The 26,663-nt window shown below is 69.9% G+C and carries 26 protein-coding genes; 22 read left to right on the top strand and 4 right to left on the bottom strand.

Features of this window, described 5'->3' with window-relative positions; genetic code table 11:
• Positions 1–82 precede the first annotated feature (82 nt).
• From ACIBH1_RS36320 to ACIBH1_RS36330, 3 genes are read left to right on the top strand one after another with little or no spacing between them, the layout of a single operon-like run.
• Positions 83–1,726, top strand: coding sequence for an ABC-F family ATP-binding cassette domain-containing protein (locus ACIBH1_RS36320; protein WP_397318551.1), 1,644 nt, complete (start codon positions 83–85; stop codon positions 1,724–1,726).
• A 60-nt stretch (positions 1,727–1,786) separates the two neighbouring features.
• Positions 1,787–2,317, top strand: a complete 531-nt coding sequence (gene def, locus ACIBH1_RS36325; RefSeq protein ID WP_397318552.1) for a peptide deformylase — start codon at positions 1,787–1,789, stop codon at positions 2,315–2,317.
• Complete coding sequence (locus ACIBH1_RS36330) at positions 2,314–2,700, top strand: pyridoxamine 5'-phosphate oxidase family protein (RefSeq protein WP_397318553.1); 387 nt, start codon at positions 2,314–2,316, stop codon at positions 2,698–2,700. Before def ends, ACIBH1_RS36330 begins: the two co-directional genes overlap by 4 nt.
• Here ACIBH1_RS36330 and ACIBH1_RS36335 read toward each other — a convergent pair.
• Entirely contained in the window at positions 2,625–3,137 is a 513-nt protein-coding gene (locus ACIBH1_RS36335; RefSeq protein ID WP_397318554.1) for a hypothetical protein, read from the bottom strand. The two genes, ACIBH1_RS36330 and ACIBH1_RS36335, sit on opposite strands and share 76 nt — an antisense overlap.
• Before the next feature lie 98 nt (positions 3,138–3,235).
• Between ACIBH1_RS36335 and ACIBH1_RS36340 the strand changes: the two genes are divergently transcribed.
• The 5 genes from ACIBH1_RS36340 to ACIBH1_RS36360 all read left to right on the top strand — a co-directional run bounded on the left by ACIBH1_RS36340 (position 3,236) and on the right by ACIBH1_RS36360 (position 8,569).
• Positions 3,236–4,396 carry a hypothetical protein gene (locus tag ACIBH1_RS36340; RefSeq protein ID WP_397318555.1) on the top strand — a complete coding sequence of 387 codons (1,161 nt, stop codon included), beginning with the start codon at positions 3,236–3,238 and terminating at the stop codon, positions 4,394–4,396.
• A 79-nt stretch (positions 4,397–4,475) separates the two neighbouring features.
• Complete coding sequence (locus ACIBH1_RS36345; protein ID WP_397318556.1) at positions 4,476–5,633, top strand: LLM class flavin-dependent oxidoreductase; 1,158 nt, start codon at positions 4,476–4,478, stop codon at positions 5,631–5,633.
• Positions 5,630–6,076 carry a MarR family winged helix-turn-helix transcriptional regulator gene (locus ACIBH1_RS36350; protein ID WP_397318557.1) on the top strand — a complete coding sequence of 149 codons (447 nt, stop codon included), beginning with the start codon at positions 5,630–5,632 and terminating at the stop codon, positions 6,074–6,076. Before ACIBH1_RS36345 ends, ACIBH1_RS36350 begins: the two co-directional genes overlap by 4 nt.
• Positions 6,042–6,671 carry a CE1759 family FMN reductase gene (locus ACIBH1_RS36355; RefSeq protein ID WP_397318558.1) on the top strand — a complete coding sequence of 210 codons (630 nt, stop codon included), beginning with the start codon at positions 6,042–6,044 and terminating at the stop codon, positions 6,669–6,671. The genes ACIBH1_RS36350 and ACIBH1_RS36355 overlap by 35 nt, the downstream gene beginning before the upstream one ends.
• 74 nt (positions 6,672–6,745) lie before the next feature.
• Positions 6,746–8,569, top strand: a complete 1,824-nt coding sequence (locus tag ACIBH1_RS36360; RefSeq protein ID WP_397318560.1) for an adenylyl cyclase — start codon at positions 6,746–6,748, stop codon at positions 8,567–8,569.
• Between the two features lie 39 nt (positions 8,570–8,608).
• On the opposite strand, the gene ACIBH1_RS36365 is transcribed toward ACIBH1_RS36360, so the two are convergent.
• Both ACIBH1_RS36365 and ACIBH1_RS36370 read right to left on the bottom strand, forming a co-directional pair.
• The gene (locus tag ACIBH1_RS36365; protein WP_397318561.1) at positions 8,609–9,805 is read right to left on the bottom strand and encodes a PP2C family protein-serine/threonine phosphatase; all 1,197 of its coding nucleotides are present in this window, start codon (positions 9,803–9,805) and stop codon (positions 8,609–8,611) included.
• A 78-nt stretch (positions 9,806–9,883) separates the two neighbouring features.
• Positions 9,884–10,114: a hypothetical protein gene (locus ACIBH1_RS36370; RefSeq protein WP_397318562.1), complete on the bottom strand. Its 231-nt coding sequence runs from the start codon at positions 10,112–10,114 to the stop codon at positions 9,884–9,886.
• A gap of 29 nt (positions 10,115–10,143) precedes the next feature.
• Here ACIBH1_RS36370 and ACIBH1_RS36375 point away from each other — a divergent pair, with 29 nt between their 5' ends.
• Complete coding sequence (locus ACIBH1_RS36375; protein WP_397318563.1) at positions 10,144–10,941, top strand: helix-turn-helix transcriptional regulator; 798 nt, start codon at positions 10,144–10,146, stop codon at positions 10,939–10,941.
• On the opposite strand, the gene ACIBH1_RS36380 is transcribed toward ACIBH1_RS36375, so the two are convergent.
• A complete protein-coding gene (locus tag ACIBH1_RS36380; RefSeq protein ID WP_397318564.1) occupies positions 10,938–12,473 on the bottom strand; it encodes a long-chain fatty acid--CoA ligase in 1,536 nt (511 codons plus the stop codon). The two genes, ACIBH1_RS36375 and ACIBH1_RS36380, sit on opposite strands and share 4 nt — an antisense overlap.
• A 130-nt stretch (positions 12,474–12,603) precedes the next feature.
• Here ACIBH1_RS36380 and ACIBH1_RS36385 point away from each other — a divergent pair, with 130 nt between their 5' ends.
• The 13 genes from ACIBH1_RS36385 to ACIBH1_RS36445 all read left to right on the top strand — a co-directional run bounded on the left by ACIBH1_RS36385 (position 12,604) and on the right by ACIBH1_RS36445 (position 26,531).
• Positions 12,604–12,849 (top strand): hypothetical protein, encoded by a 246-nt coding sequence (locus ACIBH1_RS36385; protein WP_397318566.1) that lies wholly within the window; start codon positions 12,604–12,606, stop codon positions 12,847–12,849.
• A 4-nt stretch (positions 12,850–12,853) separates the two neighbouring features.
• On the top strand, positions 12,854–13,069 hold the full coding sequence (locus tag ACIBH1_RS36390; protein WP_397318567.1) for a hypothetical protein: 216 nt from the start codon (positions 12,854–12,856) through the stop codon (positions 13,067–13,069).
• A gap of 39 nt (positions 13,070–13,108) precedes the next feature.
• A complete protein-coding gene (locus tag ACIBH1_RS36395) occupies positions 13,109–14,008 on the top strand; it encodes a YhjD/YihY/BrkB family envelope integrity protein (protein WP_397318568.1) in 900 nt (299 codons plus the stop codon).
• Between the two features lie 25 nt (positions 14,009–14,033).
• Positions 14,034–15,296 (top strand): hypothetical protein, encoded by a 1,263-nt coding sequence (locus tag ACIBH1_RS36400; protein WP_397318569.1) that lies wholly within the window; start codon positions 14,034–14,036, stop codon positions 15,294–15,296.
• Positions 15,297–15,412: 116 nt separating this feature from the next.
• The gene (locus ACIBH1_RS36405; RefSeq protein WP_397318570.1) at positions 15,413–18,442 is read left to right on the top strand and encodes a DUF6923 family protein; all 3,030 of its coding nucleotides are present in this window, start codon (positions 15,413–15,415) and stop codon (positions 18,440–18,442) included.
• A 104-nt stretch (positions 18,443–18,546) separates the two neighbouring features.
• Positions 18,547–19,398 (top strand): hypothetical protein, encoded by an 852-nt coding sequence (locus ACIBH1_RS36410; protein ID WP_397318571.1) that lies wholly within the window; start codon positions 18,547–18,549, stop codon positions 19,396–19,398.
• A 112-nt stretch (positions 19,399–19,510) separates the two neighbouring features.
• Positions 19,511–21,472 carry a GEVED domain-containing protein gene (locus ACIBH1_RS36415; protein WP_397318572.1) on the top strand — a complete coding sequence of 654 codons (1,962 nt, stop codon included), beginning with the start codon at positions 19,511–19,513 and terminating at the stop codon, positions 21,470–21,472.
• Positions 21,473–21,561: 89 nt separating this feature from the next.
• Positions 21,562–21,957 carry an SHOCT domain-containing protein gene (locus ACIBH1_RS36420; RefSeq protein WP_397318573.1) on the top strand — a complete coding sequence of 132 codons (396 nt, stop codon included), beginning with the start codon at positions 21,562–21,564 and terminating at the stop codon, positions 21,955–21,957.
• A gap of 30 nt (positions 21,958–21,987) precedes the next feature.
• Positions 21,988–22,437 carry a DUF6325 family protein gene (locus ACIBH1_RS36425; RefSeq protein WP_397318574.1) on the top strand — a complete coding sequence of 150 codons (450 nt, stop codon included), beginning with the start codon at positions 21,988–21,990 and terminating at the stop codon, positions 22,435–22,437.
• A gap of 41 nt (positions 22,438–22,478) precedes the next feature.
• Positions 22,479–22,784 carry an SHOCT domain-containing protein gene (locus ACIBH1_RS36430; RefSeq protein WP_397318575.1) on the top strand — a complete coding sequence of 102 codons (306 nt, stop codon included), beginning with the start codon at positions 22,479–22,481 and terminating at the stop codon, positions 22,782–22,784.
• Between the two features lie 118 nt (positions 22,785–22,902).
• Positions 22,903–23,667, top strand: a complete 765-nt coding sequence (locus ACIBH1_RS36435; protein WP_397318576.1) for a GDSL-type esterase/lipase family protein — start codon at positions 22,903–22,905, stop codon at positions 23,665–23,667.
• Positions 23,668–23,736: 69 nt separating this feature from the next.
• Positions 23,737–25,545, top strand: coding sequence for an alkyl/aryl-sulfatase (locus ACIBH1_RS36440; RefSeq protein ID WP_397318577.1), 1,809 nt, complete (start codon positions 23,737–23,739; stop codon positions 25,543–25,545).
• Entirely contained in the window at positions 25,542–26,531 is a 990-nt protein-coding gene (locus ACIBH1_RS36445; protein WP_397318578.1) for a DUF389 domain-containing protein, read from the top strand. The genes ACIBH1_RS36440 and ACIBH1_RS36445 overlap by 4 nt, the downstream gene beginning before the upstream one ends.
• The last annotated feature ends 132 nt before the right edge of the window (positions 26,532–26,663 follow it).

Raw genomic sequence — 26,663 nt, forward strand, 5'->3', positions numbered from 1 at the left:
TCCTGACGCGCCTTCCGTGCGCTCCACATCGACTCACGGCATGCATGCCTGACTGGCCGGCGCATGCCCGGAGGAAGAATCCATGGTCACCTCGACCTTTCCTGCCCGCGAACGGGCACAACTGACCTGCGCCGACATCCACCTGCAACGCGGTGACCGTCCCGTGCTGACCGGCGTCGGCATGACGGTGACGCCTCGCTCCCGCTGGGGCGTGGTCGGCGAGAACGGGCGCGGCAAGTCCACGCTGCTCCACGTGCTCGCCGGCGAGCTGGCCCCCGACCAGGGCAACGTGCAGCTGGTCGGCACGCTGGCGCTGGCGACCCAGGAGATGCCCGACCACGACGAGCGCACCATCGGCGACGTCGTCGACGAGCAGCTCGCCGCCACCCGCGCCGCGATGGAGCGGCTCGACGAGGCGACGGCCGGGCTCGCCGACGGCCGTCCAGGCGCCGACGAGGAGTACAGCCAGGCGCTCGACCTGGTGCAGCTCCTCGACGGCTGGGACGCCGACCGGCGCGTCGACATGGCCCTGGAGGGCCTCGGGGCCGTCACCGATCGGAGCCGGCCGCTGTCGGGGCTGTCGGTGGGCCAGCGATACCGCGTACGGCTGGCCGTGCTGCTGGCGGCCGGGCACGACTTCCTGCTGCTCGACGAGCCGACCAACCATCTCGACCGTGACGCGCTCGACTTCCTGACCGACCGGCTGCGCGCCTACCCGGGCGGCGTGGTCGTGGTGAGCCACGACCGCGCCCTGCTGTCGGACGTCGTGGACACCGTCCTCGACCTCGATCCGACCAGGGACGGCACGCCGCAGGTCTACGGGGGTGGCTACCCCGGATACCGCGAGGGCCGCGAGGCGGAGCTGCAGCGCTGGGAGGCCGAATACACCCAGCAGCAGGCCGAGCACGCCAGGCTGGCCGACGACCTGTCGAAGGCGCAGAACCGGCTGGTCAGCGGCTGGCGTCCCGACAAGGGCACCGGCAGGCACCAGCGCGCCACCAGGGCGGGTTCGCTGGCCAGGGCGGTGCACCGCCGCCAGGACCAGCTGGAGGAGCATCGCATCACCGCGCCGACGCCGCCGCGACGTTTCCTCATGCCCGAGCTCTCGGCGCCGAGCGGGGTGACGCTCCTGCGCGCCGAGGACGTCACCGTGGCCGGGCGCCTGCCGTACCCTGTGGATCTCACGCTGGACTCCGGCGACCGGCTGGTCGTCACGGGAGCCAACGGCGCGGGCAAGTCGACGCTGCTCGCGGTGCTGGCGGGACTGCTGGCGCCCGGTACCGGCACGGTGCACCGGGCTCGCAGGGCGCGCGTGCACCTGCTCCAGCAGGAGTCGTCGCGCCCGCTGCACCGGCGGGCGCGCGACGTGTTCGCCGAGCACCTCGCGGACCTCGTGACGGCGGGGCTGCTCGACGACGCGGAGAGTGTCGGGCTCGCCTCGCTCGGCCTGTTGTCGTCGCAGGAGGCGAACAAGCGGGTCGGCGAGTTGTCGATGGGCCAGCAGCGGCGGCTCGACCTGGCCTGCGCGCTGGCGGCCAGGCCGCACGCGCTGCTGCTCGACGAGCCGACCAACCACCTGTCCATCGCCCTGGTCGACGAGCTCACCGAGGCGCTCCAGGTCACGGGGGCGGCCGTGGTCGTGGCCACCCACGATCGTCAGCTGCAGCGAGACGTGGCAGGCTGGCCGAGGCTGGCGCTCTCAGGGGAGGTCCGCAGCCGCCGGTGACCATCGGGGGATGAAACACTTGGCCGTCATCGACACCACACGACCGAGGCGGTAACCCACGTGAGCGGCACGGCACGACCCATCACCATCGTCGGCACCCCGGTGCTGCACTCCCCGTGCCGGCCGGTCGAGCGGTTCGACGACGAGCTGGCCGCGCTGGTCGACGACATGTTCGCCAGCATGTACGCCGCCAACGGCGTCGGTCTCGCGGCCAACCAGATCGGCGTGGACCTGCGGGTGTTCGTCTACGACTGCCCGGACGGCGACGACGTCTTCCAGAAGGGCGTGATCGTCAACCCGACGCTGGTGCTGCCGCAGGGCCAGGAGCGCAACCTCGACCCCGACGACGAGGGATGCCTCTCGATCCCCGGTCCGAGGGCGGTGGTGGGCCGTCCGGACCTGGCGACGTGTCACGGGTTCGACGTGACGGGCGCGCCGGTGACCGTCCACGGCACCGGCGTGCTCGCGCGGTGCCTGCAGCACGAGACCGACCACCTCGACGGCATGCTGTACATCGACCGGCTCTCCAAGGCCGCGCGCAAGCAGGTCATGCGCGAGTTCGAGGAGCGCCGCGCCGGGGCGGCCACGTGAACCTGGCCGGCCGGGGTGACGGTTTCGCGCAGTTCTGGCGTGAGCGGCACCTGTGCACGCTCACCACGGTCCGCCCCGACGGCACCGCGCACGTGGTGCCCGTCGGGGCGACGCTCGATCCCGAGACGGGCATCGCCCGGGTGATCACATCGGGAGGGTCGCGCAAGGCGGTGCTGGTCGCGCAGGGCGCGACGAAGGTGGCGTTGTGCCAGGTCGACGGCAGGCGCTGGTCGACGCTGGAGGGCGAGGCGGTGGTGCGCCGGGAGCCGGAGCAGGTGGCCGACGCGGAGCGGCGTTACACGGCCCGCTACCGGCCGCCGCGGCCCAACCCGGAGCGGGTGGTGCTGGAGATCAGGGTCACGCGGGTGCTCGGCAACGTCTGATCGGCCGACCTGGCCGTGAGCGCCATCGCGATGGCGGGCCACTGCTCCAGGGCGCCCTGCACGACCGGGTCGGTGGCCCGCAGGAAGGCCAGGTGCTGGATGGCGTGCGCGACGACGTGCGACTCCTCGATCAGCGCGGGACTGGGCCTGGCGGGGGCCTGGCCCCTGGCGATGACCGGGTCGTCGAGGACGATCCTGGCGGCCTCCGGATCCGGGTCGGGGCACACCGCGTAGGTGAGCACGATCTCGTCGTCCTCGGGCAGGTGACGCCAGCTCGTCGAGTGGACGACACACGCCGGATCGTCGGCCCGTACCCCGCTGATCCGCCGGGCGGCCGCGTCGGGCCCCTCGCCGGGAGCGGGCGCGCCGGTGACCCGGCGGTACGACCACACTCCCTCGTGGTCGGCCAGGAGCATCAGCACCTCAACGGAAACCATTGCGACAAGTATGCAGGAGCGACTCCACAGCAGATGGCGAGTTGCGGCAGCGCGTGTCCCGTGCGTGGCTGGTACGGCAGGCACATGAGGAGGACACGATGCACGGGGCACTGGTGTTGATGGGCTCGGGGGAGACCAGCCCGACCATGGTCGAGATCCACCGAAGCGTGATCGGCGCGCTGGGCCCCAAGCCGCGGGCGGTGCTGCTCGACACCCCCTACGCCTTCCAGGAGAACGCCGCCGACATCTCCACCCGCGCCCGTCAGTACTTCGCCAGGAGCGTGGGCGTGGACGTCGAGGTGAACGGCGTCGTGGCCGGGGTCGACTGGGTGTTCTGCGGCCCCGGCAGCCCCACCTACGCGCTGGACCGGTGGTCGGGCAGCTCGGTCCCGGCCGACCTGCGTGCCAGGATCCGGGCGGCGAGGGGCGTGACGGTCTTCGCCTCCGCCGCGGCCTGTACGGCCGGGGCCGCGACCGTCCCCGTCTACGAGATCTACAAGGTGGGAGCCGAGCCGCACTGGCGCGAGGGGCTCGACCTGCTCGCCGTGATCGGCCTGGACGCCGTGGTGATCCCGCACTACGACAACGCCGAGGGCGGCACCCACGACACCCGGTTCTGCTACCTGGGCGAGCGTCGCCTGTCTCGCATGGAGCGCGAGTTGCCTGCGGGGACGGGCGTCCTGGGCATCGACGAGCACACCGCGCTGCTGATCGACCTCGTCGACGAGCGGGCGCGCGTGGCGGGGCGCGGCGGCGTCACCGTGCGCACGAGGGAGGGGCAGAGCGTGCTGCCCTCCGGATCGAGCACCACGCTGGCCGAGTTGCGCGTGCTGCTGCGCGGCGAGGCGCGGCTCGGCGAACCGGCGCCCGTGCCGCCGGCCGCCCCGCAGGAGACCCTGTCGGAGCTCGTCGAGGCGAGCGAGCGGTCGTTCGCCTCGGCGCTCGGCTCCGACGACGTCTCCGCGGCGACCCGGGCGCTGCTGCGCCTGGAGGAGGACATCGCCGGGTGGTCGGCCGACACCGAGCAGGACGATGGCGGGCCCGAGCAGGCCAGGGAGGTGCTGCGCAGGCTCATCGCGGAGCTCGGGACGCACACCGCCGGTCAGGCCCTGGCCAGGCTGGTGCCGCCGCTGCTGGCCGTACGGGAGAAGTTGCGGCGCGAGGGCGCCTACGGCCAGGCCGACCTGCTGCGTGAGGCGCTCGTCGAGGGCGGGGTCCGGGTGGAGGACACGGCAGAGGGACCACGCTGGAGCATCTGATCGCACGGAGCATGGAATATCCCGCCGTAGGCTTCGGTTCAGGTAGATGCAAACGCATGAAGTTATACGGAGGGTAGTCATGCAATTCGGAATCTTCTCGGTCAGTGACATCACCCGCGACCCCGTGTCGGGCCAGACCCCGAGCGAGGCCGAGCGCATCGACGCCGTCGTGCGGATCGCCCAGAAGGCCGAAGAGGTCGGACTCGACGTCTTCGCCATCGGCGAGCACCACAACCCGCCCTTCTTCTCCTCCTCGCCCACCACGCTGCTGTCGCACATCGCGGCGACCACCGAGCGCCTGATCGTGTCGACGGCGACCACACTGATCACGACCAACGACCCGGTGCGCATCGCCGAGGAGTACGCGATGCTGCAGCACCTGTCGAAGGGCCGCATGGACCTGATGATGGGACGCGGCAACACCGCCCCGGTCTACCCGTGGTTCGGCCAGGACATCCGCCAGGGCCTGCCGCTGGCGCTGGAGAACTACAACCTGCTGCACCGGTTGTGGCGCGAGGACGTCGTCGACTGGGAGGGCCGCTTCCGGACCGCGCTGCAGGGCTTCACCTCGACGCCGCGCCCGCTCGACGACGTGCCGCCGTTCGTGTGGCACGGCTCGATCCGCACCCCCGAGATCGCCGAGCAGGCCGCCTTCTACGGCGACGGCTTCTTCGCCAACCACATCTTCTGGCCGAAGGAGCACTTCATGCGGCTGATCGCCTTCTACCGCCAGCGCTATGCCCACCACGGCCACGGCACGGAGAAGCAGGCCATCGTCGGCCTGGGCGGCCAGGCCTACATCGCCCGCAGGTCGCAGGACGCGATCAAGGAGTTCCGCCCGTACTTCAACGAGGCGCCCGTGTACGGCCACGGCCCCTCGATGGAGGACTTCATGGAGTCCACCCCGCTGACCGTCGGCAGCCCCCAGGAGGTCATCGACAAGACGCTGACCTTCCGCGAGCACTTCGGCGACTACCAGCGCCAGATGTTCCTCATCGACCACGCCGGCCTGCCGCTGAAGACCGTGCTCAACCAGCTCGACCTGCTCGGCGAGGAGGTCGTGCCGGTGCTGCGCAAGGAGCTGGAGGCCAGGCGCGACCCGGAGGCGGCCGAGGCTCCCACGCACGCCGCCCGCGTCAAGGCCAAGTACGGCGACCAGGCGCCGCGCCAGCCGCGCCCCAACGCCAACCGCGGCGACAACGTCACCGGAGGCTCGCCGTACCAGGACTCGGAATGACGGCCAACGGCTCCTGGGAGGGGCTGATGTCGGCCTACTCCACGCTGATGAAGGAGTTCGCGGCCGAGGACATCTGGGACGGCCTGTCGATGCGCGAGTACGACGTGCTCTACACGCTGTCGAAGTGCCCGGAGCCGACGCGCGTCGGCGACCTGCACAAGCACGTGCTGCTCAGCCAGCCCGCGTTGTCGCGGCTGGTCGAGCGGCTCGTGGAGCGCGGCCTGATCGCGCGGTGCGCCGACCCTCTCGACGGCAGAGGAGTGCGCGTGTCGCTGACCGAGGCCGGGCGGGAGACGCAACGCCGCATCGGCGGCCGTCACGCCCGGTCCGTAGCCCGCGCGGTCAACGCCGCGCTGACCCCCGAAGAGATCCGCCTCCTGGGCGAACTGACATGGAAGCTGAGCAATCATGGAACTGGTAGTCGTCACCGCGGGAACGAGTGACCCCTCCTCGACGCGGATGCTGGCCGACAGGACCGCGCAGAAGGTCGCCGAGCTGGCCGGGCAGCGCGGCGGCGAGGTGCGCGTCCGCGTGATCGACCTGCGGGAGCTGGCCACCGAGGTCACCACCGCGCTGATCTCCCCGATGGTCGGGCCGAAGCTCGACAAGGCGATCGCCGCGCTGCGCGAGGCCGACGGCGTCATCGCCGCGACCCCGGTCTTCAAGGCGGGCGCCAGCGGGCTTTTCACCTCGTTCTTCCAGGTGCTGGAGAACGACCTGCTGATCGCCAAGCCGATCGTGCTCGCCGCCACCGCGGGTACGGCACGGCACGGGCTGGTGGTCGACGACCAGATGCGCTCCCTGTTCGGCTACTTGCGGGCGATGGTCGCACCCACCTCGTTGTTCGCCGCGCCGGAGGACTGGAGCGACCCGGCGCTGAACAAGCGGATCGAGCGGGCCGCGCTCGAGCTGCTGCTGCTCATGGAGAGCGGTTTCGCGAGCAAGGTGGAGTGGCGGAGCTACAACCACGAGGACAGCAAAGATTTCGCGATCGACCTGGACTCCGACCTGATGAGGCTGGCCGCTGGAGGCTCTTGAATTACGGGGGGTTCACGGGTTACAACAGGCACACGTGAGAGAGCGCTCTCTCTCACGGTCGAAAGGACCCCCCTATGCCTCGCGCGTTATCCTTCGTGATCGCGATCACCCTCCTCGCCACCGCGGCCGTGGCCATGCCCGCCCAGGCCGCGGCCCCCACGGCCGATCTGGGCCCGAACATCACCGTCTTCGACCCGTCGATGCCGGTCGCCGACATCCAGGCGACCCTCGACGCGGCGCACGCCGCCCAGGTCAACGACGAGATGGGCACCAAGCGCCACGCCTACCTGTTCAAGCCGGGCACCTACGGCACCACCGAGCAGCCCCTGCAGATCAAGGTCGGCTACTACACCGAGGTCGCCGGCCTCGGCGCCTCACCCACCGACGTCGTCATCAACGGCAAGGTCGAGGTCTACAACCGCTGCCTGGCCGACGGCGGCACCGGCAACTGCCTGGCGCTGGTCAACTTCTGGCGCACCCTGTCGAACCTCTCGATCAACATCAACGCCGCCGGCCAGGACGGCTGCCGCTCCTCGGCCAACTTCTGGGCCGTGTCGCAGGCCGTCTCCATGCGCAGGCTCAACGTCAGCGGCGGCACCCTGTCGCTGATGGACTACTGCACCGCCGGGCCCCAGTACGCCAGCGGCGGCTTCATCGCCGACTCCAAGCTGCCCTCCGTGGTCAACGGCTCGCAGCAGCAGTGGCTCACCCGCGACAGCGAGGTCGCCGGATGGTCGAACGGCGTGTGGAACCAGGTCTTCTCCGGCGTCGTCGGCGCCCCCGACGACTCGGCCTTCCCCGCCCCGCCGTACACGACGATCGACAACACCCCGATCAGCCGCGAGAAGCCGTACCTGTTCACCGACTCGCGCGGCAAGTACCAGGTCCGCGTGCCCTCCGCCCGCCGCGACACCCGCGGCATCACCTGGGGGGCGGGCCTGACGCCCGGCCGGACGATCCCGCTGTCCGACTTCTACGTCGCCAAGCCCGGCGACTCCGTGCACGTCATCAACCTGCACCTGGCCCTGGGCAAGCACCTGCTGCTCACCCCCGGCGTGTACGACATCGCCAGGAGCATCAGGGTCATCCGTCCCAACACGGTCGTGCTCGGCCTCGGGCACGCCACCCTCACCGCCGTCAGGGGCGCCACCCCGCTCGACGTCGCCGACGTGCCCGGCGTGGTCGTCGCCGGCGTGACGGTCGACGCGGGCCTGGACAAGTCGCGCGTCCTGCTGAAGGTCGGCGACAGGCACGGGCTGCGCTGGAGCCAGCCCGACAACCCGACCACCCTGTCCGACGTGTACTTCCGCGTGGGCGGGCCGCACATCGGCAAGACCGACACCGCCCTTGAGGTCAACAGCGACAACGTGCTCATCGACCACGCCTGGGTGTGGCGCGCCGACCACGGCGTCGAGGGCTTCACCGACACCCAGCGCTGGAACACCAACCACGGCCGCAACGGCGCCGTCATCAACGGCGACCGCGTGACCGCCACCGGGCTGTTCGTCGAGCACTTCCAGCAGTACAACACCGTGTGGAACGGCGAGGCGGGCACGACGATCCTGTACCAGAACGAGCTGCCCTACGACCCGCCGACGCAGGCCGACTGGATGAACGGCGACGTCGAGGGCTGGGCAGGCTACAAGGTCGGCGACCGCGTCAGGACGCACACTCTCTACGGCGGCGGCGTCTACGTGTTCAACCAGAACAACCCGGAGATCCACACGGAGAACGGGTTCGAGGTGCCGCAGCGGCCCGGTATCAAGCTGCACCACATCATGACCGTCAACCTCAGCGCCGGGATCATCGACCACGTCGTGAACGGCGTGGGAGAGGCCGCCGACACGACGAAGATCGGCGTGCCGGTCTACATCGTGGACTACCCGGCCGCCCAGTAGCAGGCCGAGCAGGCTGGGCGCCGGGAACGGCGCCCAGCCTCACGCGCCGAAGGCCTGCCGTGTCAGCGGCTCGTGGGCCACTCCGCGCCACTCCGTGAGCAGGACGGTGGCGTCGTCGTTGAGCTGCCCGCCGTTGTAGGTGAGGATGTTGGCGACCAGCCGCCGCAGGGTCTCGGGCACGGGCAGGTTGCCCGTGTGGTGGCGGATGATGAAGTCCACGAAGCGCGTCAGCCCGAACTCCCGCCCGTGCGCCGCGCCCGCCTCCGTGATGCCGTCGGTGTACAGCAGCAGCCGGTCGCCCGGCTCCAGCTGCTCGCGGCAGAGAGTGATGGGCAGGCCGGCGTCGAGCCCCATCGGGTGCGCGGGCGGGCACTCCAGGGTGGTGCTCCACCTCCCGCCGCGGATGAGCACGGGCGGCGGGTGGCCGCGGTTGATCCAGGTCAGCAGGCCCGTGCTCAGGTCCAGGTCGGCCATGACGGCCGTGACGTAGCGGTTGGCCCTGCCGAACTCCTCGATGAGCACCCGCTCGATGGCGGCGCTGTTGCTCGCCAGATCCATGTCCTGGCGGCGGTGGTTGCGGCAGGCGGCCATGGCCAGGTTGGCGGTCAGCCCGGCCGACACGTCGTGGCCCATGGCGTCGAAGACCGCCAGATGCAGGGTGTCGCCGTGGAAGGCGTAGTCGTAGGTGTCGCCGCCGATCTCGTAGGCGGGTTCCATCACCGCTCCGACCGTCACCCGCGGCGTGGCGCAGGTCAGCGGGGGGATGAGCCGCCACTGCATCTCGGCGGCGACGTTCATCGCGTGCGTGCGCACCAGGCGCGGATACGTGTCGCTGTGGGCACGCTGGCTGACCAGCATCAACGCCAGGAGGGAGGCCAGATGCCTGCCCTCGTGCTCGGCGTTCGAGCCGAGCAGCTGCACCACGCCGAGCCGCTCGGTGCCGTCGAGCAGCGGTTGCCACCACAGGAGCCGCCCGTCTTCGTCCTTCTGCGACAGGGTCCTGACCTCCTGGAAGGCGCGCCCGGCGAGCGTGGTGTCGATGCGCAGCGGCAGGCCGTCGGAGGACATCGGCTTCAGCAGGTTCTGCTGCAGGTCGGCGAGGTAGATCACCACGCGCTCGAACCCGGCGAGGGCGGCGTGGTCGGTGACCAGCGCCGGCAGGTCGTCCAGCGTGGTCAGGTGGCTGGCTTGCAGCAGGCCGGTCAGCATGCGCTCCAGACCGCTCGTTTCCGCCATGAGGCAACCTCCTACCCGCGAGCCCCCGCGTCTCACGTGTGTCAGCCGGGACGGCGCCGCCCCGGCTGCCCCCCAGGCTCAGATCCCGGTCACCCGCAGCACGACCCGGTAGTCATAGTACGTGTCGTGGGTTCCGGTGATCGCCTGCGAGCCCAGGTTGAGCGCCTCGCCGACGTCGAGGCTGTCGCAGTCGCTCCAGTCGGCCGTGGCGCTGCCCAGAGAGTCGCCGGAGCCGACCGCCGGAGGCGTGTGACCTCGCGCAGGACTAAGCCGGCCGAGTAGCGCCGCCTGATCGCCGCATGCGGCCATCGCGTCGCCGCGCGCCGACAATGGACGGTGTGACGTCGCATCACTGGCGCGGCTGGTGCTTACTGCGCCCCGGCCTCCTGCTGCTCGGCGGGTCGGTCGGGAGCAACGACCTGCACGCCCACCACGCGGTCCAGCTGCTGACCGCCACGGAGCCCTTCACCATGGCCGACGCCGAGGGCGGGCGGCTGACCGCCACGATCGCCGTCGTGCCTCCCGACGCGCCGCACACGATCGTCGACGGAGCCCGTGAGGCCCTGCTCGTGCTCGTGGATCCGCGCAGCGCGCCAGGCCGCGCCCTGCTCGCCTGGGCGCAGGCGGGCGTCCAGGCCGCGACCTGGGCGCCGCCGGAGGAGAGCGGCATCGAGCACCCGGCGGGGGTGCGGCGGCCGCTGATGTTCACCCGCCCCCCGGAGGGTCACGCACGATCGGCGGAGGCGGTGCGGGCGCTGCGGCTGCTGGAGTCGTGGACGGGCCACGGCGGCGCCGCCGACGTTCCCCGTCACCCGGCCGTCGACGCCGCCATCGAGGTGATCCCGGCGTTCCTGCGGCGCGGCCCGGTGCGCCTGGGGCAGGTGGCCGAGGCGGTCCACGTGTCGCCGAGCTGGCTGGCGCACCTGTTCAGCGCGCACGTCGGCATCCCGCTGCGGCCGTACGTGCGGTGGCTGCGCCTGCAGCGGGCGATCGGCCTGGTGGCCGCGGGCCAGACGCTGACGGCTGCGGCCCACAGCGCGGGCTTCACCGACAGCCCGCACTTCACCAGGGCCTTCCGCGAGTCCTTCGGCAACACGCCGTCGGAGCTCGCGGCGGCGATCGACTGGGTGCCCTAACGCAGCTCGCGCTTGAGGATCTTCCCGGTCGCCGTCATCGGCAGCGTGTCGCGGAACTCGACGATGCGCGGGTACTTGTAGGCCGCCATGTTCTCCTTGCACCAGGCGACGAGCTCGTCCTCGCTCACCGTCGCCCCCGGCGTGGGGATCACGTAGGCCTTGACCTCCTCGCCGTGGGAGTCGTTCGGCACGCCGACGACCGCCACGAGCGACACCGCCGGGTGCGTGATCAGCACCTCCTCCAGCTCGCGCGGGTAGATGTTGAAGCCGCCCCGGATGATCATGTCCTTGCTGCGGTCGAAGATGGAGTAGTAGCCGTCCTCGTCGCGGGTGGCGATGTCGCCGGTGCGGAACCACCCGTCGCGCAGGACCTCCTCGGTCTCCTTGGGCCGCCCGTAGTAACCCTTCATGATGTTGTGGCCGCGCACTGCGATCTCGCCGGGACCCGCGCCCAGGATGGTGTTCCAGTCGTCGTCGACCAGCTTCATCTCCACACCCCAGATCGGGAAGCCGATAGTGCCGGGCTTGGTGGGGCGGCTGAGCTGGTTGAAGCTGGCCGCGGGCGAGGTCTCCGACAGGCCGTAACCCTCCAGGATCGGCACCCCGAAGGTGGCCTCGAAGTCCTTGATCACCTCGACCGGGCAGGCGGCCGCCCCCGACACCGCCACCTTCAGGGTCGTGGGCACCTCGTCGCCGTCCGCGTGGATCTTGCTCAGCATGCCCCAGTACATCGTGGGCACCCCGGCGAACATGGTCACCTTCTCCTTGCGCATGAGCGCCAGCGCCTCGCCCGGGTCGAAGCGCGGCATCAGCACCAGGGTGCCGCGGCGGCGCATGCTCACGCTCATGACGGAGATCTGGCCGAAGGAGTGGAAGAGCGGCAGCACCGCCAGCGACACGTCGCCCGCCGGGTCGGCGGGGAACATCTGGTCGCTGACCATCGTGTTGATCAGCAGGTTGACGTGCGACAACTCGGCGCCCTTGGGCTGCCCCGTGGTGCCGGAGGTGTAGAGGATGGCCGCGGTGTCGTCGGGGCCGGTCTGCACCGTCTCGAAGTCGCCCGACATGCCGTCGATCGCCGCCCAGAAAGACTCGCCGTGCTCCGTCTCGGTGGCCAGCGGCGTGGCGGGCAGGACGATGAAGTGCTCGCACCCGCCGGTGGCGTCGAAGGCCTCCCGCCCCCGCGCCCCCATCGGCAGCTCGGCGGTGCCCTCGAAGCAGAACAGCGCCTTGGCGTCGCTGTCGTCGAGGTGATAGGCGATCTCGCGCGGCTGCAGCAGCACGTTGAGCGGGACCACGGTCGCCCCGGCCTTGAGGATGCCGAAGTAGACGAAGGGGAAGTAGGGCACGTTCGGGCACATCAGGGCGACCTTGTCGCCCTTGCCGATACCCCGCGCCACCAGCAGGCCGGCGACCTGGTTGGCGACGGTGTCGACCATCGAGTACGGCAGGCGCAGGTCGCCGAAGACCAGCGCGGTGCGGTCGGGAACGTGGCGGGCGCTGTCTTCCAGGACGATCGACAGATTGAGCACGGGGGACCCCTTCCTTGGAACCGTCCCCAGGATGCCCAGCCGATCGCGGCACGGCTTGTACGAACGTGTCGTCTGATGACCGGCCGGCGCCCAGGGGGTTCGGGCGCCACGCCGGGGGCGGCGGCGAGCCATGGCTTCGACACGCTCGTCCGGACTGGTGCTCGGACTCGGGATCGCCGACGGACTCTTCCACCTGCTCTGCCTCGTCCTGGGCGTCAGGGGAGCCGCTCCGCTCGCCGCGGGCCTGGTGATCGCCCGCGGCGGCGATCACGGCGGCCAGGGTCTCCAGCCGCAACATCCGCAGCACCTGCCGCCTGGTGGTGCCGACCAGGCGCAGGAGCCGCAGTTCCCCCTCCCGCGTGGCCGTCCTGCGTGACGTCGTGACGCGCACGTGGCTGGTCGTCGTGGGCGCGGCCGGCTACGCGGGGGTCACCGGCATCCTGGTCTGGCAGGCGCAGCGCGCCCAGCCGCTGTTCGGCCCGGACACGCGCACGCTGACGGCCGTGGCCCTGCTGGCCGGTGCGGTGCTGGTGAGCGCGCCGGCCGTCGTGTGGGCGAGGACCGCTCGCCAGGTCATGGAAGAAACGTTCCAGTAGTTGATCGTCGCTTCACCCTCCCCAGGGCAGGGGATCCCCGTGACCCAGGAGGACGCCTCCACGAGCCGCAAGGCCCTGACGGCGGTGGTGCACCGGTTGCGCACGGGCCCGCTGAGCCGCCTGCTCGTCCGGCTCGCGCACGTCAGGCCGACCGAGAGCGCCTTCGTGCTGGCGGCCCAGCTGTTCCTGTCGGTCTTCCCGCTGCTGCTCATCATCTCGGTGGTCATCCCCGATGCGACCAAGGGGATCATCGAGACCATGAAGCACCGCCTCGGCCTGGAGGGCGAGGCGGCGGCGACGATGAGGGACCTGTTGTACGGCACGCGCGACAGCGGGCACGGGGCGATCACCGTCATCAGCGTGGTCATCGCCCTGCTCTCCGCGACGAGCTTCACCAGGGCGCTGCAACGGCTCTACGAGAGGTCGTGGCAGATCGGCGCGCTCGGGCTGAGGGGAAGCTGGCGCGGGGCCGTCTGGCTCTTCGGGTTCCTCGGATTCATGGAGATCATCTTCCTGTCGAGCAGGCTGACGAGGGGGACTCCGCTGGAGTCGGTGCTGTCGCTGGTGTGGAGCCTGCTGCTGTGGTGGTGGACCCCGTACCTGTTGCTCGGCGGCAGGGTGCGGTGGCGGGCTCTGCTGCCGACGGCTCTGCTGTCCACGTTCTGCATGATCGTGCTCACCGTCACCTCGTCGGTCTACATGCCGATGGTGCTGCAGACGAACGAGCGCAGGTACGGGCTGATCGGCGTGGTCTTCGCGCTGGAGTCGTGGCTCGCGGTCGTCTGCGGGGCGCTCGTCGGCTCGGCCGTGCTGGGCGCACTGGCGGCGCAGTCCGGCGGATGGATCGGGCGGAAGGTGCGAGGTGTCGAGCCGGTCGACGGGTGGCGTCGCGTGTCCGCGCCGATGAAGATCGTTGACCAGTCCGCGGGCGCTCCTTGATCGAATCCGGGACAGATATCCGGGCATGAGTGAGAATCCGGAGCACGACGAGCTGATCCGGCTGCGCGCCGAGGTGGAGCGGCTCCAGTCCGAGCGGCGTTCCGGATGGTGGCGCGGCCTGACATCGGTGGTGCTGATCACGCTCGGCTGCATCCTGATGCCGGTGTCGGCGGTGGCCGTGTGGACCGCGAACGAGATCTCCGACACCGGGCGGTTCGTCGAGAACGTCGCCCCGCTGGCCTCCGACCCCGCCGTGCAGAACGCCCTCATCAACCGCACCACCAACGCGATCATGGCCAGGGTGCCGGTGGAGCAGCTGGTGGACGAGGCGCTGGGAGCGCTCAGCCTGCCGCCGAAGCTGACCGGCCGCCTGGAGGCCCTGGCCGGGCCGCTGACGTCGGGCGTGACGACCTTCGTGCACAACGCCGTCCAGAAGGTGGTGCAGAGCGACGCCTTCCCCGAGATCTGGACGAGCGTCACCAAGGTCGCGCACAACCAGCTGGTCGGCGTGCTGTCCGGTCAGGGCACCCAGAGCGTGAAGGTCAGCGGCGACACCATCAACCTGGACCTCGGGCCGCTGATCGGCAGGGTCGAGCAGGCCCTGGTCGCCAACGGGGTCGGGCTCGCCAGCATGATCCCCGACGACCTGCATCCGACCATCACCCTGTTCGAGGCCAAGGACCTGCAGCGCTACCAGAACTGGTACACCCTGCTGACGACGCTGAAGTGGGCGCTGCCGCTGCTGGCCCTGGCACTGATCGTGCTCGGCGTCTACGTCGCGCGCAGCAGGCGCAGAGCGCTGATCGGGTCCGGCATCGGGCTGGTCGTCAGCATGCTCGTGCTCCTGGCGGGGCTGGCGATCGGCCAGAAGCAGTTCCTGAACATGGTGACCGGCGCGGGACTCGACCGGGCCGCCGCCGACGCGATCTTCGACACCGTCACCCGCTTCCTCATCACCGGCCTGCGCACGGTGCTCGTGATCGGGCTGGTGCTGGCGCTGGCCGCGTTCATCACCGGACCCTCGCCCAAGGCCGTGGCCACCAGGTCGGGCGTCCGGAAGGGCGTCACCAGGATCCGCGGCGACCTGGACCTGGGCAGGACGGGCTCGTGGGTGTGGCGCTACCGCCGGGTGCTGCAGATCGCGGCCTGCGTGGTCGCGGGCGCCGTGTTCGTGTGGTGGGAGCGCCCGAACGGGGTGGTGGTGCTCGGCATCTGCGCGTGCCTGCTGCTGGTGCTGCTGATCATCGAGTTCCTGGCCCAGCAGCCGCGGAGCGCCAAAATCCCTTAATTGCGGGTGTTGCCTTCCTTCTCCTACATATCCCTTCAGGTAGGAGTGACATGAGGGAGGGGATTATGGCTGGCAATTCTCTAAATAAGCTTCTCAACGGGAAATTGGTTCTCGCGGTGGCCTTTCTGGGCGTGGTGGTCCCGGCCCAGGCGGAGGCGAAGAAGGATCCGGGCACACCCGGCGTGCCGCAGGAGCCGACGGTCTTGTTCACGGAGGACTTCGAGAACCGCTCTGACACGACGAAGGAGGTGACGCTCAACGCCTACACGCACAAGGACGGCGTGATCACCTACACGGCGGGAGCCGACTGGCTCAGCCGCGGAGAGTGCAACGGCTTCGTCCTCAACTTCAACAACCCCTGGGAGACCGGGGACTGTGGCGGAACCACCTTCCACAACCAGCTCCGCGCCCTTCCGTATGCCCTCGGACAGGACAGCGGCGCGGCGGATCCCGCGACCAACAGCGCACTGGCGGCCTACACGTTCGGCGATCCCGCCCAGCGGTTGCAACTGGAGACCGTGCAGGCTGTCACGAACCCGAGAGGCGGCAACCGGTTCATCGCCTTCGGCGTTCAGGCCGCGGCGACGAACTGCTTCGCCAGTGCTCCCACCTTCCAGTTCCAGGCCGTCGACGGGACCACGGCGACCAACCTGGGCGGGGCGATCAACGCGTGCACGGCCAGCGGTGGTCAGAACTACACGGTCAAGCGGCCGGACTCCACGGCGACGATGACCATCCGCGTCGGCACGTACTCCTCGGCGGCGCTGCTGTACGCGCCGGAGTCCTTCAAGCTCAGGCTGAACAACACCAACGCCAGCGGCGCCGGCAACGACGGCGCCATCGATCTCGTCGGCATCCGTGACGTGACGCCGCAGCTCGACAAGGTCTTCAACCCGGCCACGACCACGGCGGGTTCGCCCATCGCGCTGACCTTCACGATCACCAACACCACCGACCTGCTGGCCAAGAACGACTGGTCGTTCACCGACACGCTGCCCGCGGGCATGCAGGTCGTGCAGCCGTCCGGCACGACGACCTGCTCGGGCGGCGCGGTGACCGCGGCGGCCGGCGGGAGCTCGATCGCCGTCACGGGCGACCTGACCGCCGGGCAGGCCTCCTGCACGGCGACGGTCTACGTGGCCGCCCCGGTAGGCACCTACACCAACGGCCCCGACAACACCACGCAGACGGGCCTCAACCCGCCGGGGGAGTCGACGGTCACCATCACCGAGCGCAGGCTCGACTTCTGCTCCGACATCGCCTACCTGATGCAGGGGACCGAGTCGAGCCTCTACGACTTCAACCTGACCAACGGCACCCAGACCAAGATCAGCGGCCCTGGGCAGCTCGTGTACAACGCCTTCGGCTACAACCGGTTCGACGGCAGGCTGTACGGCATCGTGAGCAACACCGAGGCGACGGCGGTGGCCGGCGACCTGGCCATCGTGGATCCGTCGGCCACGGGGACGACACCTGTGCAGAGCGTGGACATCAGTCCGGCGTTGCCCGCCGGGTCGTACAACAGCGGTGACGTGTCGTCCGACGGCCGGATTCTCTACGTCCGCATGGCGGGGGCGGGAACGCACGGCATTCACATGATCGACGTCGATCCCCAGAGCGCCACCTTCGGTCGGCGGATCGGCACCAGTCCGGCGTTGAGCACCTCCATCGTCATCTCCGACTTCAGCTACCACCCGCTGGACGGGATGCTCTACGCGATCAACCAGACCGCCACGCCGCGGCTGGTCCGCATCAACCCGACCACCGGCAAGGTCGACGTGGTGGCCACCATCACGGGCTGGAACGCGAGCGACGCGGCGGGCGCCACGTTCATGGACAACTTCGGCAACCTCTACCTGGCCAGCAACGACACCGGCCGGGTCTTCCAGGTCGACCTCACCACCGTGAGCGGCGGGGTCGCGCAGTTCGGCGGTTCCAAGGTCGTGGGCAGGTCGCAGCCGACCACCGCCAACGACGGAGGCGCCTGCCTGATCGCCCGCGACTTCGGCGACGCGCCCGACTCCTACGGCACCCTGAAGGCGGGCGACGGCGCCAGGCACCGCCTCGACCCCGCCCGCAACCTGCTCCTGGGGACCGGCGTGACCGCCGAGCAGGACGCCGACATGGTCGACCCGCTCAATGCCGCCAACGACGCCCTCGACGACGGCATCGCCTCCTTTCCGCTGCTCACTCAGTCACCCGGCAGCACCTACAGCGTGACCGCGACGGTGAAGAACACCACCGGCAGCAGCCGCGAGTTGGCCGGATGGGTCGACTTCAACCGCAACGGCGGCTTCGACGCCGGGGAGCGAGCGAGCGTCACCGTCGACGACGGGGCGACCAGCGCCACGCTGACCTGGACCGTCCCGGACGACGTCGAACCAGGAGACTCGTACGCCCGCTTCCGCCTGGGCCTGGCGTCGGACGTGGCGAGCCCGATGGGAGAGGCCGTCAACGGCGAGGTCGAGGACTACCCGGTGACGATCGTCCCGGCTTCGCTGAAGATCACCAAGACGGCCGAGCCGAGCCCGGCCAAGCAGGGTCAGAAGGTCACGTTCACGATCACCGTGGTCAACACCGGTGAGGCCGCCTACACCACGGCGTCCTTCAGCGACGACCTCACCGGCGTGCTGGACGATGCCGCCTACGGGGGCGACGCCGAGGCCTCGGAGGGCGAGGTCACCTTCGCGAGGCCGGTGCTGACCTGGACAGGGCCGCTGCCGGTGGGGGCCACCGTCACGGTCAAGTATTCAGTCACCGTCAGGACACCTGGCACGGGGGACCTCAAGCTGGTCAACGCCGTCACGTCCTCGACTCCCGGCGGCAACTGCGCCACGGGTGCCGAGCCGGGCTGCTCGGTGAGCGTGCCGATCGCCACGTTCAAGATCAAGAAGGCGGTGTCGCCGACGACGGCCATCAAGGGGCAGAAGGTCACCTACACGATCACGGTGACCAACGGCGCCGTGCCGTACTCCGGGGCGAGCTTCAGCGATGACCTGACGGACGTGCTGGACGACGCCACTTATGGCGACGACGTCGAGGCCACCTCGGGATCGGCCTGGTATTCGGCGCCGAAGGTGAACTGGTCGGGCGACCTGGGCGGCGGACAGGTGGTAACCATCACATATTCGGTCATCATCAAATAAGAGCACAAAGCTTGCCGGTGCCTGAACCGGAAAACCGTCGACGAATTTCCAGCTCGCGTTATCTGGTGACACAAACCCTGTTTCGCCAGATAGTGGGGGCACAAATGACATGGTCCTTGACCGCACGGCTGGTCGGGGCATCGGCGGTCTTCTTCCTGGCCTTGGGCACGGGGGTGTCGGCATGGGCGGCCGACGATCCTCCCGTGCCCAAGGAGCTCAACAACACGGTGACCTCGCCCGAGGGCGGCTGCCCCGAGGGCTCCACGGACCCCGACTGCACCACTACGGTCGGGGTGGAGAGCCTGGAGGTCGAGAAGAAGGCCGACAAGGCCACGGCCAAACCGGGCGACACCGTCACCTACACGCTTGCCATCACCAACACCGGCACGGTGCCGATCACCGGTGAGACCGTCACGGACGACCTGTCCGGCGTGATCGACGACGCCACCTTCGTCAGCGCCGAGGCGACGGCAGGCGACGTCACGTTCACCGCGCCGACGCTGACGTGGACCGGTGACGTCGCGGTCGACGCCCCGGTCACGGTCACGTACAAGGTCAGGGTCAACGGCCCACCGGCCACCGGCGGCGACAACAAGCTGGGCAACGTCGTGTCCGGCCCGCCGAGCTCCAACTGCCCGCCGGGCTCGACCGACCCCAAGTGCACGACCGACACCCCGATCGCTGCGATCAAGGTGAAGAAGGTCGTCGAACCGGCCACCGCCGTCAAGGGCGACAAGGTGACCTACACGATCACCGTCACCAACACCGGCGAGGGGACCTACGCGGGGGCGGCGTTCACCGACAACCTCGCGGACGTGCTCGACGACGCCACCTTCAACGGTGACCAGAGCGCCGACAAGGGCAAGGTCGGCTACACCGAGCCGGTCATCTCCTGGAGCGGCGACCTGGCCAAGGGCGAGGTCGCGACCATCACCTACTCGGTCACCGTCAAGTGATCAAAGGGGCCCCGGCCAAAGCCCAAGGTTGGGCAGCCGCTGCCACGGCATCAGTGGTCCGGGGCCCCGTACCCGATATGTGTGACCAAGGGTCAAGGTTGAGGGGATTCGGATGACAAAGGCGCGGGCGGCGGTGGCTGTGTTCACGGCGGTCCTGCTGGGCTTGGCCACGGCGGGCAGGGTGCAGGCGGCAGACGACCCGGTGCCCAAGCAGCTCGGCAACGCGGTCGTCTCACCTGAAGGCGGTTGTCCGGAAGGATCGACCGACCCCGACTGCGTCACCACGGTCGGCGTCGAGGGCATGACGATCGTCAAGAAGGTCGACAAGACCGTCGCCAAGCCCGGCGAGAGCGTCACCTACAGCCTCACGATCACCAATACCGGCACGGTGCCGCTCACCGGCAAGACCGTCACCGACGACCTGTCCGGCGTGCTCGACGACGCTACCTTCCGCAGCCTCAACACCAGGGGCGGCGCCGCGGAGTTCGCGGATCCGACGCTGACGTGGACGGGCGACCTCCCGGTGCGCGGCGAGGCCGTGGTCATCTACTCGGTCACCGTCGACGACCCCCCGAAGGGCGACCTGAAGCTGGCCAACGCGGTCACGGGTCCGCGCGGTTCCAACTGCGCCCCGGGCTCCGACGACTCGTCGTGCAGCCCGCCGCCGGTGCTGATACCGCTGCTGAAGATCGTCAAAGAGGGGCTGCCGAAGCGGCCGCGACCCGGCGACGAGATCGCGTACAAGATCATCGTGACCAACGTGGGAACCGCCGATTACCAGGGTGCCGACCTGGTCGACGACCTCGGCGAGATCCTCGACGACGGCACCTACAACGGGGACGCCTCCGCCACCACGGGCGAGATCGCCTACACCGAGCCGGACCTGACCTGGACAGGGAACGTGGCTCTCGGCAGTCCGGTCACGATCACCTACACGATCACGATCGACGACCCCGACCTGGGAGACGGCAAGTTCGACAACGCCGTGGTCTCCAACGGCCCGGGCACCAACTGCCCGGCCGGCTCCAAGGACCCCGACTGTGACGAGCACCTGCCCGCGCCGCTGTTCGACTGGGGCGACGCGCCCAAGAAGTATCCGACAGAGCGGGCCGACAACGGCGCCCATGCGGAGATCGTCCCCGACCTGCGCATCGGCGCCACGGTCGAGGCCGAGAGCGACGGAGAGGACCACGAAGCCGCGGCGGGCGACCAAGGCGACGACGGCACCCCGGAGCTGCCCGAGCTCTACCTGGGTGAGACCGACTTCAGCCTCACCGCCGTCAGGGTGCACAACGCCACGGGGCAGGACGCGCTGCTGGCCGGGTGGATCGACTTCGACCGCGACTTCTCCTTCGACGGGAACGAGCTGGCCCAGGTCACGGTGCCGTCCGGGGACCCCGAGGTGGACCTGCGCTGGTCCGGGGCGACGTACGGCAAGCCGGGCGAGACCTTCATGCGCCTGCGCCTGTACGGCGTGTCGGGCAACGCGCGCCGCGCGGACTTCGACGCCAAGCCCACCGGCTTCGGGGGACCCGGCGAGGTCGAGGACTACCGGATGGAGGTGCTCCCGGCGGAGGTGAAGATCGTCAAGCAGGCCTCGGTCGGCCAGGACACGGTGACCTACACGGTCAAGGTGTCCAGCACCTCGCCCAACGAGTTCGCCGCCTCGTTCAGCGACAACCTGACCAAGGTGCTCGACGACGCTTCGTACAACGGTGACGTCAAGGCCGGCACGGGCACGGCGACCTACGCGGAGCCTGTCGTGTCGTGGAAGGGCACCGTGCCAGGCGGGGGAGAGGTCACCGTCACCTACTCGGTCACCGTCGACGACCCGGCCAAGGGCGACGGGATTCTCACGAACGTGGTCGTGGGTGCCGACAGCAACTGCGTCAGGGGAAGCGACGATCCCGCCTGCCGTACGCGGACGGAGTTGCCGCGGCCGCCCGTGGAGACGGGCCCCGCCCGTGACGTGGTGGTACGTCAGGAGCTGCCCTTCACCGGGTTCCCCGGCGCACCCTTGGCTGTCCTGGGACTGCTGTTGATCATCTTCGGCGGGCTGTTGCGCCGGATCTGACCTGCAGGGCGAGATTTTGCCCCCAAGGGAGATCCCGAAAAGGGGAGATGGGGGAATTCGACCTCGATATCCCGAGAACGGAGATTCCCATGGACGACTACCCGCTGCTCAACCTCTTCTGGACCATGATGTGGTTCTTCGTCTGGGTCGTCTGGCTGTTCCTGCTGTTCCGCATCGTCATGGACATCTTCTCCAGCGACGACCTGAGCGGCTGGGGCAAGGCGGGCTGGACGGCGCTCGTCGTGCTGCTGCCGTACATCGGCGTCCTCGTCTACCTCATCGCCCGCGGCAGGTCGATGAACGAGCGCCAGCTGAAGCGGGCGGCCGACCAGGAGCAGGCCTTCAAGAGCTACATCCGCCAGAACGCCGGCCCGGCCGAGGGCGTCGACGTCCCGGCGCAGCTGGAGAAGCTCGCCAGCCTCAAGCAGCGCGGCACCCTCTCCGACACCGAGTACGAGCAGGCCAAGGCCAAGATCCTCGCCTGATCGGGCGGCGACGAGACGAAGGGGGAGGCAATGTCATCGATCCTCGAGGCCAAGTCCGTGGGACCGGTCGACGTGGCGGTGATCACGTTCGGCGGCGACCGGTTCGACGGTACGGCGGCCGCGGCGGTCCACGAACTCCAGGAGAACGGCACCGTGCGGGTGATCGACCTGAGCTTCGTCCGCAAGGGCGCCGACGGGGGAGTGTCGACGATCGAGGTGGACGACTCCGAGGTCGCCGGGCGCTTCGCCGGGCTCGCGGATGAGGAGCTCGACCTGCTCAGCGACACGGACCTCACGCAGATCGGCGAGGGTCTGGAGCCGGGCACGGCCGCCGTCGTCGTGGTGTGGGAGAACACCTGGGCGGCGAAGCTGGCCTCCGCCCTGCGTGCCTCCAGCAGTGAGGTGGCCATGCTGGAGCGCATCCCGCGCCAGGTGGTGGACGAGGCGCTGGAGGCGTTGAGGGAAGGGAACCAGACATGATCATGCGTCGGCGAATGGGTCGCCCCGGGCTTCTGGGCACCATGGCGCGCACGGCCGTCATCACCGGCACCGCTACGGCGGTCTCGGGCGGCATGCAGCGCAGGGCCGAGAGGCGCGCCTCCGAGCAGGAGGCCATGGCCTACCAGCAGCAGCAGGAGGCGGACGCGCGCGTCGCGGCGCAGGTCCAGGCCCAGCAGCAGTACCAGGCGGCCCAGCAGCCCGCGCAGCAGGCGCCGGCCGGGCCGGATCGGCTGCAGCAGCTCAAGGACCTCGGCCAGCTGAAGGCCGACGGGCTGCTGACGGAGGAGGAGTTCGCCCAGGAGAAGGCCAGGATCCTGGCCTCCTGATCGGGGATTCACTGCGACGAGCTCCGGGCTGCTTGCCCGGAGCTCGTCGCCGTTTGCGCAGGTCCGTGGCCGGGAATCGATCACTTGCTCCCCCAATGTCGCGAAAAAGGGGGACACAATGCTCGTCGACGTCGGCAAGCTCATGATCGTCGGTGACTCGGCCAGCCACGGCAGCGGGACCTGGCGCTCCCGCCTCGGGCAGCACCTGGAGACCGGCGGGGTGACCGTCGACTTCGTCGGTGACCCTTCCGTCGCCGGGACGGAGGCCATCCACCAGAAGGTCGCCGAGCACCAGCCCGACTACCTTCTCGTCCAGCCCGGCATCGACGACCTGCTCTGGGACGGGGACCGGCCGGAGCAGGCGGAGGTCGACCTGCGCCGGTTCATCGCCAACGCCCGCCTCGGCAACCCGCGGGTGCGCGTGCTCATCGGGCGCGTGCTGCCCACGCGGCGGGAGGTTGAGGACCGGGCCTTCGCCGAGCGGGTGGCGGAGTTCAACGTACGGCTGGAGCGGGCGGTCAACGAGTCGCGCACGAAGGACTCGCCGGTGTACACGGTGCCGACGGATCTGGATTTCGTGGCGGGCGAGCACACGCGGGACGGGACGCGCCCCAACGGGCACGGGGAGGTCAGGATCGCCGCCGCCTTCGCCGACGCGCTGGCCCAGCGGTTCTCCATCGGCACGCCGTACCCGCGGCCCTATCCCGAGGTCGTGCTCGTGCCCAAGCAGCCGACCCCGCCCCGCGCCGAGTCCCGTACGGTGCCCGACGCCGAGCCCGCCGCCACCATCGGCGCCGTTGTGTGGCCGGCCGTCGTGCTCGCCGCCCTCGCCCTCGCCGGCGTGGCCGGGCTCCTGATCCGCCGACGGCGAGCGGCCCGCTGAAGCGCCTGCTGCTGGAGGTTTGATCGTTTCATTGTGCTGTCGTGATCGATGTCCGGGAAGCGACAAGACATGGTGAAGCTGCCCTCTTTCGAGGATTCGACCGATTTCGACAACGCCGACCGGGGCTACATCGCCACGGCCGCGGAGACGAAGATCAAGGACGCTTCCGGCCGGGTCGTGTGGGACCTGGAGGCCTATGCCTTCCTTGACGGCGAATGCCCCGAGACCGCCAACCGGAGCCTGTGGCGGCAGTCGCGGCTGAACGCCAAGCACGGCCTGTACGAGGTGGCCGAGGGCGTCTACCAGGTGCGCGGCTTCGACCTGTCGAACATCACCTTCATCGAGGGCGAGCAGGGCGTCATCGTCGTCGACCCGCTGCTGTCCAACGAGCCCGCCGCGGCGGCGCTCGCGCTCTACCGCGAGCACCGGGGCGGGCGTCCCGTGACCGCGGTGATCTACACCCACTCCCATGCCGACCACTTCGGCGGCGTGCGCGGCGTGGTGCCCGACGGGGCCGACATCCCGATCATCGCCCCCTCCGGCTTCCTCGAGCACGCCGTGGCGGAGAACGTCTACGCGGGCACCGCCATGAGCCGGCGGGCGATCTACATGTACGGCACCGAGCTGGCCAAGGGCCCGGCCGGGCAGATCGGCGCGGGCCTTGGACAGACGACCTCCACCGGGACGGTCTCGCTGATCGAGCCCAACCTGCACGTCACCGAGACCGGGCAGGAGGAGGTCGTCGACGGCGTGCGCATCGTCTTCCAGCTCACGCCCGGCACCGAGGCGCCTGCGGAGATGAACTTCCTCCTCCCCGACCGCCGCGCCCTGTGCATGGCCGAGAACGCCACCCACACGCTGCACAACATCCTGACCCTGCGCGGCGCCCTCGTCCGCGACCCGCGCGTGTGGGCCCGCTACCTGACCGAGGCCATCGAGCTGTACGCCGCCGACTCCGACGTGCTGTTCGCCTCCCACCACTGGCCGACCTGGGGTACGGCGGAGCTGACCGCCTTCCTGTCGCAGCAGCGCGACGTGTACTCCTACTTGCACGACCAGACCCTGCGCCTGCTCAACCAGGGTCACACCGGCCTCGAGATCGCCGAGATGATCGAGCTTCCCCCGGCGCTGGAGCGGGCCTGGCACGCGCGCGGCTACTACGGGTCGGTGTCGCACAACGTCAAGGCCGTCTACCAGCGGTACATGGGCTGGTTCGACGGCAACCCCGCCCATCTGTGGGAGCTGCCTCCTGAGGAGTCGGCGCGCAAGCACGTGGAGTTCATGGGCGGCGCCGCCGCCGTCGTCGGCAAGGCCAGGCAGGCCGTCGAAGCCGGCGAGCTGCGCTGGGCGGCCCAGGTGCTGAACTACGTCGTCTTCTCCGAGCCGGGCGACCCCGACGCCAGGGAGCTGCTGGCCCAGGTCTACGACAAGCTCGGCCACGGCTGCGAGAACGGTCCGTGGCGCAACTTCTACCTGCAGGGCGCGGCGGAACTGCGCGGCGTCAAGGCCGACGCCAGCCTGGACAGCGCCAGCCCCGACGTCGTCAGCGCCTTGAGCCTGGAGCAGGTCTTCGACTCCCTGGCGATCCGCGTCAACGGCCCGCGTGCCTGGGACCTGCGCTCGACGATCGACTGGAAGTTCACCGACCTGGGCAAGGAGATCAGGCTCAGCCTCGCCAACGGGGTGCTGGTCCAGACCCGCAACTACGACGGCACGCCCGCCGACCTCACGCTGACCCTGACCAAGCCGCAGCTGCTCGGCATGATCGCCACGGGCAGCCTCGACGGCGTCCAGGCCGACGGCGACCGGCAGGCGCTCGGCACTCTGCTGGGCGTGCTCGACGACGGCGTCCGCGACTTCGACATCGTCACGCCATGATCACCCAGGTGAGGGGCCGGCTGGTCCCCGAGGCGCAGCGCCGGACTCTGGAAGAGCTCAGCGCCGATCTCGACCTGCGCGAAGGCGACCGGACGTCACGTTACTCGGCGTTCTGGATCATGCTGATCCTCTCGGCGGTCATCGCCGCCTGCGGGGTCATCGGCGACTCCACCGCCACGGTCATCGGCGCCATGATCATCGCGCCGCTGTCCACGCCCATCATGGGAACCGCGCTCGGCCTGGTCAAACGCTCCAGGTCGGGCTCAGCCCTGTTCGTGCTGGGAGGCGCGAGCGCGGTCGTCGCGATCGGGCTGGTGGCCTCCCTGGTCGTGCCGAACTCCTACGACCTGCTGTCGAACAGCCAGGTCTCCGGCCGGACCTCGCCCGGCCTGGTGGACCTGGTGGCGGCGATGGCGACGGGCCTGGCCGGGGCGGTGGCGCTGGCCAGGCGCGACGTGGGCGCGGTCATGCCGGGCGTGGCCATCGCGATCTCGCTCGTGCCGCCGCTCGTCGTGGTCGGCGTGTGCCTGGGCAACGGCGCGCCGCTGCTGGCCCTCGGCGCGCTGGTGCTGTTCCTGTCGAACATGCTCGCGCTGGTGCTGGCCGGGATGTTCGTCTTCGCGGCGCTCGGCTACGTCACGCCGCCCGCCCCCGACGTCTCGCGCAGGCGCGCGGCGTGGGCGCTGGGCGGGCTCGGCGTGATCGTCGTCGGCGCCCTGGTGCTGAGCACCGTGGCCAACTACCTCTCCTCGTCGTGGGAGAGCCGGGTGCGGCAGGAGGCCGTCGCCTGGCTGGCCGGCACGCCGGGCGCCGCGGTCTCGGGCGTCGACCTGCACGCGACGACCTTCACCATCGGCGTGCGCGCTCCCGGTGACGTGCCGCCCGTCGCCACCCTGCTCGCCCGCCTGCGTGGGGTGGTGCCCGACAGCTTCCCGATCATCGTCCAGACCACGCAGGGAAGCGTGGTGGTCGTCAGGGGCCAATGAGATCCCAATGTTCCACCACGCCCGGTTATGGATCGCCTGGGCGGCGGTGTGCCAACTGATACGGACTGTGACTCGCTTTTACGTTAAGTGATCATCGTGGAGTTCACTGGTAAGCGAGGCGATCGTCCGTGC

The sequence above is a fragment of the Nonomuraea sp. NPDC050663 genome (assembly GCF_044456985.1).
GTDB lineage: Bacteria > Actinomycetota > Actinomycetes > Streptosporangiales > Streptosporangiaceae > Nonomuraea.

Excerpts from the sequence above, each read along its gene's own strand:
- ACIBH1_RS36320 (WP_397318551.1), top strand. The coding sequence starts at position 83 with ATGGTCACCTCGACCTTTCCTGCCCGCGAACGGGCACAACTGACCTGC.
- ACIBH1_RS36335 (WP_397318554.1), bottom strand. The coding sequence starts at position 3,137 with ATGGTTTCCGTTGAGGTGCTGATGCTCCTGGCCGACCACGAGGGAGTG.
- ACIBH1_RS36340 (WP_397318555.1), top strand. The coding sequence starts at position 3,236 with ATGCACGGGGCACTGGTGTTGATGGGCTCGGGGGAGACCAGCCCGACC.
- ACIBH1_RS36345 (WP_397318556.1), top strand. The coding sequence starts at position 4,476 with ATGCAATTCGGAATCTTCTCGGTCAGTGACATCACCCGCGACCCCGTG.
- ACIBH1_RS36350 (WP_397318557.1), top strand. The coding sequence starts at position 5,630 with ATGACGGCCAACGGCTCCTGGGAGGGGCTGATGTCGGCCTACTCCACG.
- ACIBH1_RS36355 (WP_397318558.1), top strand. The coding sequence starts at position 6,042 with ATGGAACTGGTAGTCGTCACCGCGGGAACGAGTGACCCCTCCTCGACG.
- ACIBH1_RS36360 (WP_397318560.1), top strand. The coding sequence starts at position 6,746 with ATGCCTCGCGCGTTATCCTTCGTGATCGCGATCACCCTCCTCGCCACC.
- ACIBH1_RS36365 (WP_397318561.1), bottom strand. The coding sequence starts at position 9,805 with ATGGCGGAAACGAGCGGTCTGGAGCGCATGCTGACCGGCCTGCTGCAA.
- ACIBH1_RS36370 (WP_397318562.1), bottom strand. The coding sequence starts at position 10,114 with ATGGCCGCATGCGGCGATCAGGCGGCGCTACTCGGCCGGCTTAGTCCT.
- ACIBH1_RS36385 (WP_397318566.1), top strand. The coding sequence starts at position 12,604 with ATGGCTTCGACACGCTCGTCCGGACTGGTGCTCGGACTCGGGATCGCC.
- ACIBH1_RS36400 (WP_397318569.1), top strand. The coding sequence starts at position 14,034 with ATGAGTGAGAATCCGGAGCACGACGAGCTGATCCGGCTGCGCGCCGAG.
- ACIBH1_RS36410 (WP_397318571.1), top strand. The coding sequence starts at position 18,547 with ATGACATGGTCCTTGACCGCACGGCTGGTCGGGGCATCGGCGGTCTTC.
- ACIBH1_RS36415 (WP_397318572.1), top strand. The coding sequence starts at position 19,511 with ATGACAAAGGCGCGGGCGGCGGTGGCTGTGTTCACGGCGGTCCTGCTG.
- ACIBH1_RS36420 (WP_397318573.1), top strand. The coding sequence starts at position 21,562 with ATGGACGACTACCCGCTGCTCAACCTCTTCTGGACCATGATGTGGTTC.
- ACIBH1_RS36425 (WP_397318574.1), top strand. The coding sequence starts at position 21,988 with ATGTCATCGATCCTCGAGGCCAAGTCCGTGGGACCGGTCGACGTGGCG.
- ACIBH1_RS36430 (WP_397318575.1), top strand. The coding sequence starts at position 22,479 with ATGGCGCGCACGGCCGTCATCACCGGCACCGCTACGGCGGTCTCGGGC.
- ACIBH1_RS36435 (WP_397318576.1), top strand. The coding sequence starts at position 22,903 with ATGCTCGTCGACGTCGGCAAGCTCATGATCGTCGGTGACTCGGCCAGC.
- ACIBH1_RS36440 (WP_397318577.1), top strand. The coding sequence starts at position 23,737 with ATGGTGAAGCTGCCCTCTTTCGAGGATTCGACCGATTTCGACAACGCC.
- ACIBH1_RS36445 (WP_397318578.1), top strand. The coding sequence starts at position 25,542 with ATGATCACCCAGGTGAGGGGCCGGCTGGTCCCCGAGGCGCAGCGCCGG.